The organism is Halobaculum sp. EA56 (genome assembly GCF_051195075.1).
Classification (GTDB): Archaea; Halobacteriota; Halobacteria; order Halobacteriales; family Haloferacaceae; genus Halobaculum.
The window spans coordinates 150,599-164,239 of sequence record NZ_JBNTJX010000004.1 but is presented as its reverse complement, the minus strand read 5'-3'; the positions used below and the strand labels follow the sequence as shown (position 1 = coordinate 164,239).

Here is a 13,641-nt window from a genome sequence, read left to right as displayed (position 1 = left end):
GAACGATCCGGCATGCGCGTCGTCGGCCACCGGGTCCGTCCGGATCGCGCTACTCGGCGCCGATCGCGTCCGCGACGAGCGCGCGTTCGGCCTTCCGGAGGTGGGCGGAGGCGGTCGCGCGGGCGCAGCCGAGCGAGTCGGCGACCGCGTCGAGATCGGTCTCCCGCGGAACCTCGTAGTAGCCGGCGTCGAAGGCGACCGCGAGCGCCTCCCGTTGCCGGGCGGTCAGCCGGGCCGCCGGCGACCCGAGCCGGTGGTCCAGGTCGCCGACGCTGTGCACCGTTGCGTCGAACCCCCCGGGCAGGTCGTGGACGGCCGCCCGCAGCGCCTCCGCCCTGCCGACGACCCGCAGGCGCATGCGCCCGTCGCCGTCGTACAGGACCGGGAACGGGACCACGAGTCCACGCTCCGCGAAGGCCTCGCGCCACGCGGCGTCCGACGGGCGGGTCTCCTCCGCGACGAAGGCGTAGAACCGGCAGTCGTCCACGGGCGAGAGCTGGAACTCCCGGACCGAATCGACGCCGGCCACCGCCTCGCGGTACCGGTCGCGGTCACCCTCGACGAGGAACAGGAGGTACTCGACGCCCCGGTCGGGGAGCCCGTGGCGCGCCAGCAGTTCCTCCCGCCTGACCGCGTCGGTCTCGGCGATGAACGTCTGCATCGGGTGGCGGGCGTCCGACGGCCGTTCGATCGTCGCGTCGAGGTAGCGCATCGGTCCGATCCGTTCGGTAGCGGGCGATACTATATAAACACACGACGAGGTTCGTGCGAATCTCGAACCGGCCACGCCGATCAGGACCGAGTATGAAGGGTCCGACAGCCACCGAGGACACCGCGACGGACGATCGAGCGGACGGCGACACGCGACGGGGATCCGAAACCGGATCGGGGGTCCCGCCCCGCCGAAACGAGGGCGCCGCAGCGCCGGGATCGGATCCCGAGCGTGCGTCGCTCCCGCCCGGTCCCGACGGCGTCCCAGTGCTCGGGACGCTCCCGCGGTTCGTCCGTGACCCGTTCGCGTTCTACGACCGGCTGTTCGAGTACGGCGACGTGGTCTCCTACGACTTCGGGATCTGGAACAACGTCGCGCTGTTCCATCCGGCCGACGTCGAGCGCGTGCTCGTGGACGACGCCGACGGCTTCCGGAAGTCCCACGTCCAGCGACGCTCCGGGGTGGACTTCCTGGAGAACGGGTTGCTCCTCGCCGAGGGGGAGGAGTGGCGCGAGCAACGGACGCAACTCCGGCCGCTGTTCTACCGCGAGAAGATCAAGGCGTTCGCCGACGCGATGGTCGAGGAGGCCCGTCTGCTGGTCGACTCGTGGGACGACGGCGAGGTGATCGACCTCCAAGCGACGTACTCGACGCTCGCGATGCGCGTGCTCGGCCGGACGCTGTTCGGCGTCGACGTCAACGAGGGCGAGGGGTACGAGGTGATCCGCGCGGCCGCGGCCAGCGTGCAGGAGCGCGCCGACGCGGGGTCGGTCACGGCGTTCCTCCCCGACTGGGTACCGACGCCGACGAACCGCCGCTTCGCCCGGGATACAGCGGCGTTCCGGGCGTACGTCGACGACCTCGTTCGCCGTCGCCGGGGTACCGACCCCGCCGAGGCGGACGACCTGTTGACCCTGCTGGTCGGCCTCGGGGAGGGCGACGCCCTCTCGGACGAGGCGGTGCGCGACCAGCTGATGACGTTCCTGTTCGCCGGTCACGAGACGACGTCGCTCGCCCTCGCGTACGGCACGCACGCGCTCGCCCGCCACCCCGCCGTCGCCGAGCGCGTACACGGGGAGGTGACGGACGTCGGCGACGACGACGGCGGTCGCGCCGCGCCCCTCGACGCGACCGCCCTCCGCGACCTCGACCTGACCGACCGGGTCGTCAAGGAGACGCTCCGAAGGTACCCGCCCGCGTACGTCCTGTTCCGCGAGCCGGCCGCGGACGTGGTCGTCGGCGGCTACCGGATCCCGGCGGGAACGAACGTCTCGCTGCCCGTCTGGCGGCTCCACGCCGACCCCCGGTGGTGGGACGACCCGGAGGCGTTCGACCCCTCACGGTGGATCGAGGAGGACCCTGACCGCCCCGAGTACGCGTACCTCCCGTTCGGCGGCGGCCCGCGCCACTGCATCGGAATGCGGTTCGCGTCGCTGGAACTGCGCGCGACGCTCGCGGTCGTGTTCGGCGCGGTCGACGTCGAGCCCGTGACGGACGGCGAGCCGTCGTTCGAGGCGGCGGCGACGCTGCAGCCGAGCGAGCCGCTCCGCGTTCGCGTCTCGAAACGGTAGGCGGGTGTCCGGGCGGGGGCTCCGTCCGCTCAGAACCGGTCGGTCCGCCCGCTGGCGGTCCACGCGTCCGTCGGCGCGCCCCGCGGCGCGCGCGCGGCGCGCCCCTGAAGCGCGTCGAGGCGGCCCGCGAACGCCCAGCGCTTGCCGTCCCACGTCTCCTCCCCGTCGTCGGCCGCGGCGGCCGCGGCGGCGGCCTCGGAGTCGCGGACGTGCGCGCCGACCGCGGCGACGATGGCGGCCGCCTCCTCGGCGTCGGCGTCGTCCGGGAGCGTCAGCCGCTCCGCGAGCGTGTCGGGGTCCGAGGGCGCTGACGGGTCGACCGGCTCGGCGTCGTCCGTCGGCTCGGCCCGGTCGGGGTCGTCGGTCGCCATCTCAGATCGGGATGTTGCCGTGTTTCTTCTCCGGGAGCGAGTCGCGCTTCGAGGAGAGCATCTCCAGGTCGTCGATGAGTCGCGGGCGCGTCTCCGGGGGCTCGATCACGTCGTCGAGGAACCCCTTGTCGGCGGCGGTGTAGGGGTTCGCGAACTCCTCGCGGTACTCGTCGATCAGCTCCTGGCGCTTCTCCTCGGGGTCGTCGGCGTCGGCGAGCTCGTCGTCGTAGAGGATGTTCACCGCGCCCTGCGGGCCCATCACGGCGATCTCCGCGGTCGGCCACGCGTAGTTCACGTCGCCGCCGATGTGCTTGGAGGCCATCACGTCGTAGGCGCCGCCGTACGCCTTGCGCGTGATAACCGTCAGGAGCGGCACGGTCGCCTCCGAGTAGGCGTACAGCAACTTCGCGCCGTGGCGGATGATCCCGTTGTGCTCCTGGTCGGTGCCGGGCATGAAGCCGGGCACGTCGACGAACGTGAGGATGGGGACGTTGAACGCGTCGCAGAAGCGGACGAACCGCGCGCCCTTCTCGCTGGCCTCGATGTCGAGCGTGCCGGCGTTGACACGCGGCTGGTTGGCGACGACGCCGATCGAGCGGCCGTCGAGGCGGGCGAAGCCGGTGACGATGTTCTTCGCGAAGTCCGCGTGCGTCTCGAAGAACGAGCCCTCGTCGACGACGCGGTCCACGACGTTCGTGATGTCGTAGGGCTTGCGCGGCTGGTCCGGGACGATCGTGTTCAGCTCCTCGTCGGCGCGCTCGGGGTCGTCCCACGGGTCGACCCTGGGCGGGTCCTCGACGTTGTTCTGCGGGAGGTACGACAGCAGGCGGCGCATGTCGTCGAGCGCCTCCTCCTCGGAGTCCTCCGCGAAGTGGGCGACCCCGGAGGTGGAGGCGTGGGTCTGTGCGCCCCCCAGTTCCTCGAAGCTCACCTCCTCGCCGGTGACCGTCTTGATCACCTCGGGGCCGGTGATGAACATGTGGCTGGACTCCTTCACCATGAACACGAAGTCCGTGATCGCGGGGGAGTACACCGCGCCGCCGGCGCACGGGCCCATGATCCCCGAGAGCTGGGGGATGACGCCCGACGCCTCCGTGTTGCGCCGGAAGATCTCCGCGTAGCCGGCGAGCGAGCCGACGCCCTCCTGGATGCGCGCGCCCGCGGAGTCGTTGAGGCCGACGACGGGCGCGCCCACGTCCATCGCCTTGTCCATCACCTTGCAGACCTTCTCGGCGAACACCTCGCCCAGCGAGCCGCCGAAGACGGTGAAGTCGTGGGCGAACACGAACGTCTTCCGGCCGTTCACCTCGCCGTAGCCGGTGACGACGCCGTCGCCGTAGATCTGTTTCTCCTCCATCCCGAACGTGTGGGTGTCGTGCGTCCGGAACTGGTCGAACTCGTGGAAGGTGCCGTCGTCGAGGAAGTAGTCGACCCGCTCGCGCGCGGTCATCTTGCCCTTCTCGTGCTGGCGCTCGATGCGCTCCTCGCCGCCGCCCTTCTCGGCCTCCGCGCGCTTCTCGCGGAGCTCCTCGATCCGGTCCTCCATCGTCACGGCAGATCACCTCGGGTCGACGCGTACATTCGTTGGGTGGACGGTGCGGCGAGGCGCCCCTTAGGGGTTCCGTAACGGGCTACGACTGCGCGGCCCCGTCGCCCGCGATCACCGACCGGACGCGCTCCCACGTCAACTCGACGCGGGCGCCGACCTCGGCGGCGGCGAGCGCGCCGCACGCGTTCGCGACCGCGAGCGCGCGCTCGTAGCCGCCGCCGTCGAGGCGGGCGGCGAGGAACCCGGCGGCGAACGCGTCGCCCGCGCCCGTCGTGTCGACGGCGTCGGCGTCGAAGCCGTCGTGCGTGTAGGTGCGGCCCTCCGCCCGGGCGTGCACCTCCGAGCCGGCGGCGCCGTGGGTGACCACCAGGGTCGCGTCCTCCCGGAGGGCGCCGTAGCGGGTCGCCCCGTCCTCGTCCTCCTCCAGCAGCGCCGCCGCCTCGCGACGGTTGCAGAAGACCAGGTCCGCGAGCGCGAGCGTCCCCGAGAAGTCGCGGTCGGCGAAGCGCCGCCCCGGCGCGAAGCTCACCGCGGCGCCGACCTCGCGGGCGCGCTCGGCGAGCGCCGCCGCCACCGCCGGCGGCTGGTTCGTGAGGTGGAGCAGGTCCGTCCCCTCGGCGAGCGCGCCCGGCGGGAGGTCGCCGGCCGCGAACGCCTCGTTGGCGCCCTCGTCGGAGAACACCATCACCTCGCCGTCGGCGTCGACGACGAGGTACTTCACGGCGGTGTCGCCGTCGGCCCGGACGAGGTGGGTCCGGACCCCCGCCCGCGACAGTTCCCGGCCCGCGTGCTCGCCCTCGGCGTCGTCGCCGACGGATCCGAACAGCGCGGCGTCCGCGTCGAGCCCCGCCAGCACCGCCGCGACGTTCGCCGCGCTCCCGCCGCCCGCCTGGTGGCGGCGCTCGATCGCGACCTCGCCGTCCGGTTCCGGCAGGCGGTCGACGATCAGCGTCACGTCCCAGTTGACGTGGCCGGCGCAGAGGACGCGGGGACCGCCCCCGGCGCCGTCGGCGCGCCCGGCGACGGGGGCGCCGGGGTCGGCGCCGTCGCTCCCGGCGCCCCGGTCCGGGTCGCTCCCGCTGCTCATTCGGCGGGGGCCCCCGCCGCGTCCGCCGACTCCCGCTCCGGCTCCTCCCACGGTCGGTCGGCGCTCTCGCCGAACAGCTCCCGCATCAGCGTCACGATGCTCTCGGGCGGGAACTGCCCGGACTCGGTGACGATGGCGTCGACGTACCGCGGCGGCGTCACGTCGAAGGCCGGGTTGTGAACCTCGACCTCGCCGATCCCCTCGCGCGTCTCCGTGTCGATCACCTCCGTCTCGTCGCGCATCTCGATCTCGACGGTGTGGCCGGTGAGCGTGTCGGGGTGGAGCTTGATCGTCTGGGCCGCGACCATGATCGGGACGCCCCGCTCGCGGGCGTTGACGGCGAGCCCGGAGGTGCCGATCTTGTTGACGACGCCCCCGTCGGCGGCGATGGAGTCGGCCCCCACGAGCACGTGGTCGGCCTCGTCGAGGTAGCGCCGCGCGGCCGAGTCGACGATCAGCGTCACGTCGACGCCCAGGTCGCGTAGTTCGCTCGCGGTGATGTGGCCCTGGTTGCGCGGGCGCGTCTCCTTGACGATGGCCGAGACTTCCTTCCCCTGCTCGACGGCGTGTTCGACGCACGAGAGCGCGTCCGTCGAGTGGCAGTGGGTCATCACCGTGTCGCCGTCGCGGAGGCGGTTCGCCCCCACCCGCCCGAGGTCGCGCTGGGCGCGGCCGAGGCGGTCCGTGAACGCGGTCGTCGCCGCCAGCACCGACTCGCGGAGCGCCTCCACGTCGTCGCCCTCCATCCGCCCGAGGGTGTAGCGGAGGGCGTTCGGGAGCGACACGGCCGTCGGGCGGGTGTCGTACAGCCGACGGCCCGCGTGGCGCATCGCGCGCCGGAACGCGGCGGGCCCCTCGGCCTCGGTCTCGCGGGCCTGCGCGGCGAGCGCGTCCGCGGCCGCGGCCGCGATGGTGGCGGCGCCGCGGATCTCCATCGTCGCGATGTCGGCGGCGGTGTCGTCGACCGCGTCCGCCAGCGGGGGGTCGTCGGTCATGACCGCCCCGTTCGGGACGGCGGGTTATCAGTTGTCGGGGTCGGCACGCGACATTCGTGACACCCACGGCCCCGGGAGCGGCGGTGCGTCGGTCGTCGTGCCGCCGGTCCGCTCAGGTCGACTCCGAGAGGAAGCGCTCGGCGGCCGCGAGGCACTCGGGCTCGTCGGCGACCGCGGAGAACCCCTCGACCAGCCGCGCGCGCTCGTCGGGGTCGGCGGAGGCGGCGCGGACGTAGCGCTTCACCAGCGCGACCGCCGGCGCGGGCGCCGCACACGCCGCCTCCGTCAGGTCCGAGACGGCGTCGTCGAGGTCCCCCCCGGCGACGACCCGGTTCAACAGGCCCCACTCCTCGGCGGTCCCGGCGTCGACCGGGTCGCCGGTGAGCGCGAGTTCGAGCAGCCGCTTGCGGCCGCACGCCTCGCCGACGCGCGCGACGGCGTACGGCGGGTAGGCGCCGATCGTCGCCTCCGGGAGCGCGAACGTCGCGTCCGCAGTCGCGACCGCGAGGTCGGCGGCGGCGACGACCTCGAACCCGCCGCCGTACGCCGGGCCGTCCACGGCCGCGATCACGGGGACCTCGACCCGCTCGGGGCCGAACAGCGCGTCGTACAGCCGGGTCGCCAGCGTCGCCGGCGCCACCTCGTCGCCGAGCCCCGCGACCGAGGCGATGTCGTCGCCCGCGCAGAAGGCGTCGCCGGCCCCGCGGAGCACGACGGCGCGCGCCTCCTCGGCGCCGCGGTCGAGCGCGTCGCGGAACTCGGCGAGGCCCTCCAGCGTCAGCGCGTTCCGTTTCTCCGGACGGTCGAACGTCACCGTCGCCACCTCGCCCGCCAGGTCGTAGCGGATCACGCCGTCGCCTTCCGCCGGGGACACGATAAGCGGGTGGGCCGAACGGGGTCCCGAGCGGGCGCCGCGACTACTCCGTCCGGACCGTCGAGACGCGCGCGTTCTCCTTGAGCCGGATCCCGACGCCGTCGCCGTCGACGGTTCGGCTCACCGTGAGGGGGAGCGCCGGGAGCGACGCCGTCCGGAGGGTCGGATGGCCGGCGCCGCGCGCGACGAGTTCGGTTCTCGGCCGGAGCGTGACCGGGTCATCCCCCGCCAGCGACTCGTTCAGCGTGATCACGTACGTGCCGGCCGCGAGGTCCCACCAGCCGTACTCGTCGTCCGGGTCGCGTCGCTCCGGGTCGATCGGTGCGAGCGAGCCGTCGGCGAGTTCGCCCCCGCCGAAGTCGACGGCGCCGGGGTCGTCGACCGCGTGGACGCCGGCGAGCGTCAGGTCGACCCGGTCCCCGTCGCCGCGGACCTGCGTCTCCCCGTGGACGATCCCGTCGAGCCTGTCGGCGAGCGTCATGCGCGTCGGTTGCGCCGCCAGGGGAAAGAGCGCGGCGGCGGGGATGCCGCCCCGGCCGCCGTGGTTGGTGACGGTCAGCGACGGCGACGCCGACGTGCCGCCGCCCCCGCCGCGACGCACAGCGCCGCGGCGGCGGCCGCGACCCCGAAGCCGGGGCCGGTCGTCTCGGTGCTCCCGCCGGTCGACGTCGTCGCGGCGCTCGACCCCGTCGCATCGGTCCCGGTTCGGGTCACGGGGACGCCGTCGGCAACGATCCGCCCCTCGGCCTCCGCGATGGTCGCGTCGTCGTGCCTGACGGTCACCGTGAACGTGTCGCCGGGGTCGTACTCCGAGAAGTCGAACGCCGCGGCGAAGCTCCCGTCCTCGCCGACGCGCACCGTCTCGCTCCTGATGAACGCCGGTTCCGTGTCTCCGCTCGACTGTACCCGGACCGAGACGTTCGCGCCGGGGTCGAGGTCGGTCGTCCCGCGGACCGTCGCGTCCTCGACCGCGTGGACGCGGACAGTCCCGTTCACCGTCGACAGCGACGCCTCGGACGCGCCGGCCGCGACGCCGGCGACGCCCGCGAGCGCGAGCAACACCGCGCCCGCGACCACGACTCGTCTGCGAGTGGAGGGCCTCATGGTGCGTTCGTATCCGGGGACGGGGACGCGCTAAACCTATCGGAAACGAAGACGGTCGTTTTTGTTATCACGTCGCACGGCGGCGGGACGGTGCGGGTCGCGTCGTCCGTGGGCGGCGCGTCCACGCGTGCCGCCGTCCTACCGGGGCCGACCGAAGGGAGGCCTCCGCTCCTTTGGTGGCCGGCTCGGCCCGGTGACCTCGCCGGCGGCCTTCCGAGGCCTCCCTGCGGTCAGCCCCACCTCGTTCGTGGGCGGCTCGGCCCGATGACCTCGCCGCCGTCCTACCGAGGCCTCCCTGCGGTCGGCCTCGCTTCAGTCGTCGGCGGGCGCGGCGTCCTCGATCGCGGGCACGTCGATCTCGCCGGCGTCGAGTTCCGCTTCGACTTCCCGGGCGGCCTGCACCATGTTCTCCATCTTCGCGTAAGCGGCCTCGCGGGGCAGGAGCTTCAGCCCGCAGTCGGGGCTGATCGTGAGCTTCTCCGGCGGGACCACCTTCAGCCCCTGCAAAATGTTCTCCTTGATCTCCGCGACGGGCTCCACCTCGGCGACGTGGGCGTCGACGACCCCGAGCGCGAGGTCCGGCGCGAAGTTCCCGTCGGCGAACGTGTCGATCTGCTCGTAGTCGTCATTGCACAACTCCACGTCGAACTCGTCGATCGGGTAGTCGTTGATCTCGGGGTAGACGCGCGAGTAGTCGCCGTAGCAGACGTGGAGACCGACGCGGATCTCCTCGTCGATGTCGCTGACGATGCGCTCCAGGCACTCGCCGACGATGGCGTGGTCGTCCGGCGTCGTCGCCAGGGCGGGCTCGTCGATCTGGATGTAGCGGGCGCCCGCCTCGACCAGCTTCTCGATCTCCTCGTTCACGAGGTCCGCGAGGTCGTACGCCAGCGCCTCGTCGTCGTCGTACGCCTCGTTGAACGCCCAGTTCGCGAGCGTGTACGGGCCCGTGATCGGCACCTTCACGGGTCGCTCGGCGACGTCGTCGACGAACTCGAACTCGTCGACCAGCCACGGCTCGTCGTACTCGACCCCCTCGACGACCGACGGCTTGTCGAAGTAGTTGTGGCCCCACACCTTCACCGGGCCGTTGAACTCGTAGCCATCGATCCGCTCGGCGAAGAACTCGACCATCTCCTCGCGGCGCATCTCCCCGTCGACGACCGTGTCGAGGCCGGCGCGCTCGTGCTCGTGGGTGATGACGCGGCAGGCGTCGTCGGTCGCCTCCGCCCACTCGTCCTCGCCGAAGGAGTGCTCGTCGTCCTCGAAGTGGTCGCGCGCGCGATTGAGCCACTTGGGCTTCGGGTAGGAGCCGACCACGGTCGTCAGCAGGAAGTGGTCGTGCTCGTGGTCGTCCGGTCGGAACTGCTCGCGGTTCCCGGGGTTGCGACTCATGCTTCCACCTCCGCCTCGGCGGCGTCGGCGTCACCGGCGGCGATCTCGGCCGCCTCGGCGAGGACGGAGAGCTTCGCCCGATGCTTGTTCACCGGCAGGTAGAACGTCTCGGTGTTCGGCGTCACGTACGTCGTGTCGAACTCCTGTGCGGGGATCTGGTCGTGGACCCAGTCGACGCGCTCGGCGACCGTCCCGGCGTCCTCGACGAGGGTGTTCTGCCCGTCGACGAGGCCGAGGGCGATGTCGCCCTTCGTCCCGAGTTCGTTGATCCACTCCAGGTTCGCGTCGCGGTCGGCGGCGACGAAGTCGAAGCCGATCGCGTCCACGTCCGCGTCCATGAGGTGGGCGTACGCCGTCTCCTCGAACGCCTCCCAGTACGTCTGGACGACCACGTCGGCGTCGGTGGCGGCGGCGACGCGGTCGACGGTCTCGCTTGCCAGCTCGTTCAGGTCGTCGCCCGGGGCGTTCGTCACGTAGGACGGCTCCAGGAGGAACAGCGTCTCGTGGGCCGGGAACGCCTCCACCTCGCCGGCGAGGAAGTCGCCGACGGCGTCGAGGAACGCCGCCTCGTCGCCGTAGTGCTCGTCGCTCGCGAGGTCCGCGAGGGTGTACGGGCCCGGCAGGACGGCCTGGAGGGCGTCGTCCTCGCCCAGGAGGTCGGCGGCCGCAGACAGTTCCTCGGCCACGTCGCCGGAGGCGGTCAGCTCGCCGACGACGCGCGGGTCGCGGTAGAAGTTGTTGTTGTCGTAGTAGCGCACGATGCCGCCCGTCTCCACGCCCTCGTGGACGGTCAGTGGGTGCGCGAGCATGTCGTCCCAGCGGGCCTGCCCCTCGACGATACGATCGAGGCCGGCGTCGCGCTGATCGGCGACGAACTCGGCGCGCACGTCGTCGTACGCCCCGGCGATCGCGTCGCCCTCGTCGCCGTCGATGAGGTCGTGCTTCTGGTGGCCCTTCAGGTCGGAGAGGTCGTCCTTCGCCCAGTCCGGGAGCGGGTACAGCCCCGGTGTGGTGGCGACTACGTCGGTCATCGACAGTCGGTACGAAATGCCGACGCATAATACTTGTCGTTCGTGCTAATGTCTATCAGTAATCCACCGGGCGGGAGGGGCCCGCCGGTCGGCGTCACTCCCGGGGGCGAAGCGCGAGGACCGACAGCGTCTCGAACGGGTACGACTCCTCGCGCACGGTCTCGGCGTCGAGGCCGCGGGCGACGGCGTACTCGACCACGTCGGCGAAGCCCGTCAGCGAGGAGACGAGCAGCAGCGCGACCCCGTCGGGCGCGAGCACCCGGGGCAGGTCGTCGAGGAACGGCTCGATCAGCTCCCGGCCCGTCTCGCCGCCCGAGAGCGCCACCTCCTGCCAGTCGTCCCACTCGTTGTCGGGGTCCGTCGGGAGGTACGGGGGGTTGAACAGCACCGTGTCGAGCGCGCCCGCGCGGAACGGCCCGAGCAGGTCCGCGCGGACCGCCTCGACGCCGCGCTCGCGGGCGCGCTCGACCGCGTGGGGGTTCACGTCGCTGCCGAGGACCCGCGTCGCGTCGCCCCCCTCGGCCACCCGCCCCGCGACCCACCCGGACCCGGTGCCGACCTCCAGGGTCACGCCGCGGGCGTGTTCGACCGCCGCGTCCGCGAGCAGCCCCGAGTCCTCGGCGGGTTCGTACACGGGCGCGTCGAGGCCGCGGCGCTCCGCGAGCGCGTCGCGCGTGTCGGCGGCCGTCCTCCCCGTTCGATCCGGCGCGTCCGGGTCGGGCCCCTCAGGCATCGTCTCCCCCGGCGTCGTCCGCGGCGGGGCTTCCGTCGCCGCCTCCGCCGTCGCCGCTCGGACCGCCGTCGGCCCTGCCGCCGTTCGCCTCGGCGTCGACCGCCCGGTCGCGCCCCGACCCCTCGACCGCCTCGCCGTCGGCGACGCGGAAGCCGCCCGTCTCGGCGCGGCCGGTGAGCTCCCGCTGCGGGAACGGGATCTTGATCCCGGCCTCCTCGAACGCGCGCTTGACCGCGAGCGTGACGCGCGTCCGGGCCTTCCACATCTTCCGGGCGCTGGGGTTGTCGATGTAGAAGCGCAGGCGGAGCCCGACCGAGGAGTCGCCGAAGCCGGTGAGCACGACGTGGGGCTCCGGCACCGACAACACGAGGTCGTGGTCGCGCATCGCCTCCTCGGCGACCTCGATCGCCTCGTCGACGTCCGTCCCGTAGTCGACGCCCACGTCGAGGTTGAGCCGGAGGCGCCCCTTCCGCGAGCGGTTGACCACGTCCGTGTCCGTGACGTGGTCGTTCGGGATCATCACGTACTCGTCGTCGAACGTCCGGATCTGGGTGTTGACGATCGTGATGTCGGTGACGACGCCCTCCTGGTCGTCGATCACGACCCAGTCGCCCAGCTCGAACGGCCGCGAGAACAGGACGACGAACCCCGCCAGCACCGCGCCGAGCGTCTGCCGGGCGGCGAGGCCGAGGACGATGCCGGCGAAGCCGGCGCCGACGAGGAGGCTCCCCGGGTTGACGCCCCAGACGGCGAACACGACGATCAGCGAGACCGCGTACACCGCGACCTGGACGACGTGGTGGGCGATCTCGCTCTGGTGGTCCGACAGGGCGGTCCGGTCCTGTCCGATCTTGCGGATCGTCCGCTTGGTGAGGCGGGTCAGGAGGGTCGCGCCGCCCAGGATGCCGACCGTCAGGACCGTCCGGGCGACGTTGCGTCCCGAGAACACCTCGGAGGGGACGGCGGTGTCGAGCAGCGACACGCCCTCCCAGACCACCACGACGAACAGCCCGGACGCGACGACCGTCGCGGCGGCCGCGGTCGCCTGGAGGGACTCGATCGCGAGGTCCCGACCCTCGAACCGGTCCTTGAGCAGCGGACCGGCCCGTCGGATCCCGACGAGGAGCGCGACGACCGCGGCCGTCGCGAGAACCGAGGCCGCCAGTTTCGCGCCGGCCGTCGGGAACAACGACTGGATCCACGAGACGGCGTCGGCGGTCGTCGTCGCGACGGCGTCGCCGCCCGGGATCCCGGGCGTCGCCGTGCCCGCCGCGGGGGTGGTCCCGGCCCGCGTCACTGTCCCGGGCCGATCTCGCTCGCGCCCCGGGCGACACGCGCCAGCGCCGCGAACGACGCCGGGGAGAGCTCTCCCGGCCGCCGCGAGAGCACGTCCTCGTCGGTCGCCGCCACGACCGCGTCGGCGTCCGCCAGCCCCGAGATGTGGGCCGTGTTGCGGATCGCGTTGCGGACGGTCTTGCGCCGCTGCGTGAACAGCGCCTTCACGAACCGCAGGAAGAACGCCTCGTCGTCGACCTCGTACTCCGGGTCGCGGGGGCGACACCGGACGACGGCGCTGTCGACGCGGGGTTGCGGGTCGAACGCCTCCGCCGGGACCCGTTCGACGACCTCCACGTCGGCGTAGTGCTGGGCGGACACCGACAGGCGGCCGTACTCGGAGGTCCCCGGTTCGGCGACCATGCGGTCGGCGAACTCGGACTGGAACATCAACACCAGCGGTCGCCCGAGCGGAAGCAGCCGGAACGCGACCTCCGAGGAGACGCCGTACGGGAGGTTCGACACCGAGGCGGTGAACTCGGGGAGGTCGACCGCGAGGGCGTCGCCCTCGATCACGTCGAGGCGGCCGGACGCCACCTCGTCGGCGAACTCCCCGCGGAGGAACGACGCGAGGTCGCGGTCGCGTTCGACGACGGTCACCCGGTCGCCCGCGGCCAGCAGTCGATCTGTGAGGGCGCCCGTCCCGCCGCCGATCTCCAGGAGGTGCGAGCGGTCGGCGTCCTCGGGGAGGTAGCCCGTGAGCCTGTCGAGGACGCGGTCGTCGACGAGGAAGTGTTGGTCGCGGTCGGGGTCGCCGCGGACGCCCGCACGACGCCGCAGGTCGTCCGGATCGCGGAAGTCGGGGGCAGCGTCGGTCATTACCCGCCGTTGACGGCCGGCGGCCGTAAATGCGTCCATGCGGGACGGCCGGGCGGCGAGCGCCG

General features: G+C 72.8%; 14 protein-coding genes. 1 reads left to right on the top strand and 13 read right to left on the bottom strand.

Going from position 1 to position 13,641, the window contains the following annotated elements; genetic code table 11:
- Positions 1-49: 49 nt before the first annotated feature.
- Positions 50-712 (bottom strand): helix-turn-helix domain-containing protein, encoded by a 663-nt coding sequence (locus tag ACQUQ1_RS08680; RefSeq protein WP_435063885.1) that lies wholly within the window; start codon positions 710-712, stop codon positions 50-52.
- Positions 713-804: 92 nt separating this feature from the next.
- Between ACQUQ1_RS08680 and ACQUQ1_RS08675 the strand changes: the two genes are divergently transcribed.
- Positions 805-2,283: a cytochrome P450 gene (locus ACQUQ1_RS08675; RefSeq protein WP_435063884.1), complete on the top strand. Its 1,479-nt coding sequence runs from the start codon at positions 805-807 to the stop codon at positions 2,281-2,283.
- A gap of 29 nt (positions 2,284-2,312) precedes the next feature.
- Here the strand turns inward: ACQUQ1_RS08675 and ACQUQ1_RS08670 are convergent, their stop codons facing one another.
- From ACQUQ1_RS08670 to ACQUQ1_RS08615, 12 genes are all read right to left on the bottom strand, one after another.
- Positions 2,313-2,654 (bottom strand): hypothetical protein, encoded by a 342-nt coding sequence (locus ACQUQ1_RS08670; protein WP_435063883.1) that lies wholly within the window; start codon positions 2,652-2,654, stop codon positions 2,313-2,315.
- 1 nt (position 2,655) lies between these two features.
- Complete coding sequence (locus ACQUQ1_RS08665; protein WP_435064125.1) at positions 2,656-4,200, bottom strand: acyl-CoA carboxylase subunit beta; 1,545 nt, start codon at positions 4,198-4,200, stop codon at positions 2,656-2,658.
- A gap of 85 nt (positions 4,201-4,285) precedes the next feature.
- On the bottom strand, positions 4,286-5,290 hold the full coding sequence (locus ACQUQ1_RS08660; protein ID WP_435063882.1) for a carbohydrate kinase family protein: 1,005 nt from the start codon (positions 5,288-5,290) through the stop codon (positions 4,286-4,288).
- Positions 5,287-6,285, bottom strand: coding sequence for a ribose 1,5-bisphosphate isomerase (locus tag ACQUQ1_RS08655; protein ID WP_435063881.1), 999 nt, complete (start codon positions 6,283-6,285; stop codon positions 5,287-5,289). Before ACQUQ1_RS08655 ends, ACQUQ1_RS08660 begins: the two co-directional genes overlap by 4 nt.
- A gap of 112 nt (positions 6,286-6,397) precedes the next feature.
- Positions 6,398-7,135 carry an enoyl-CoA hydratase/isomerase family protein gene (locus ACQUQ1_RS08650; RefSeq protein ID WP_435063880.1) on the bottom strand — a complete coding sequence of 246 codons (738 nt, stop codon included), beginning with the start codon at positions 7,133-7,135 and terminating at the stop codon, positions 6,398-6,400.
- 67 nt (positions 7,136-7,202) lie between these two features.
- On the bottom strand, positions 7,203-7,640 hold the full coding sequence (locus tag ACQUQ1_RS08645) for a dCTP deaminase (RefSeq protein WP_435063879.1): 438 nt from the start codon (positions 7,638-7,640) through the stop codon (positions 7,203-7,205).
- Positions 7,641-7,714: 74 nt separating this feature from the next.
- Positions 7,715-8,263: a BGTF surface domain-containing protein gene (locus tag ACQUQ1_RS08640; protein ID WP_435063878.1), complete on the bottom strand. Its 549-nt coding sequence runs from the start codon at positions 8,261-8,263 to the stop codon at positions 7,715-7,717.
- 312 nt (positions 8,264-8,575) lie between these two features.
- Positions 8,576-9,658, bottom strand: a complete 1,083-nt coding sequence (locus ACQUQ1_RS08635) for a methionine synthase (RefSeq protein ID WP_435063877.1) — start codon at positions 9,656-9,658, stop codon at positions 8,576-8,578.
- Positions 9,655-10,689, bottom strand: coding sequence for a 5-methyltetrahydropteroyltriglutamate--homocysteine methyltransferase (locus ACQUQ1_RS08630; RefSeq protein WP_435063876.1), 1,035 nt, complete (start codon positions 10,687-10,689; stop codon positions 9,655-9,657). Before ACQUQ1_RS08630 ends, ACQUQ1_RS08635 begins: the two co-directional genes overlap by 4 nt.
- Positions 10,690-10,783: 94 nt before the next feature.
- A complete protein-coding gene (locus ACQUQ1_RS08625; protein WP_435063875.1) occupies positions 10,784-11,422 on the bottom strand; it encodes a HemK2/MTQ2 family protein methyltransferase in 639 nt (212 codons plus the stop codon).
- On the bottom strand, positions 11,415-12,719 hold the full coding sequence (locus ACQUQ1_RS08620; protein WP_435063874.1) for a mechanosensitive ion channel family protein: 1,305 nt from the start codon (positions 12,717-12,719) through the stop codon (positions 11,415-11,417). Before ACQUQ1_RS08620 ends, ACQUQ1_RS08625 begins: the two co-directional genes overlap by 8 nt.
- The gene (locus tag ACQUQ1_RS08615; protein ID WP_435063873.1) at positions 12,716-13,576 is read right to left on the bottom strand and encodes a 16S ribosomal RNA methyltransferase A; all 861 of its coding nucleotides are present in this window, start codon (positions 13,574-13,576) and stop codon (positions 12,716-12,718) included. The genes ACQUQ1_RS08620 and ACQUQ1_RS08615 overlap by 4 nt, the downstream gene beginning before the upstream one ends.
- Between the last annotated feature and the right edge of the window lie 65 nt (positions 13,577-13,641).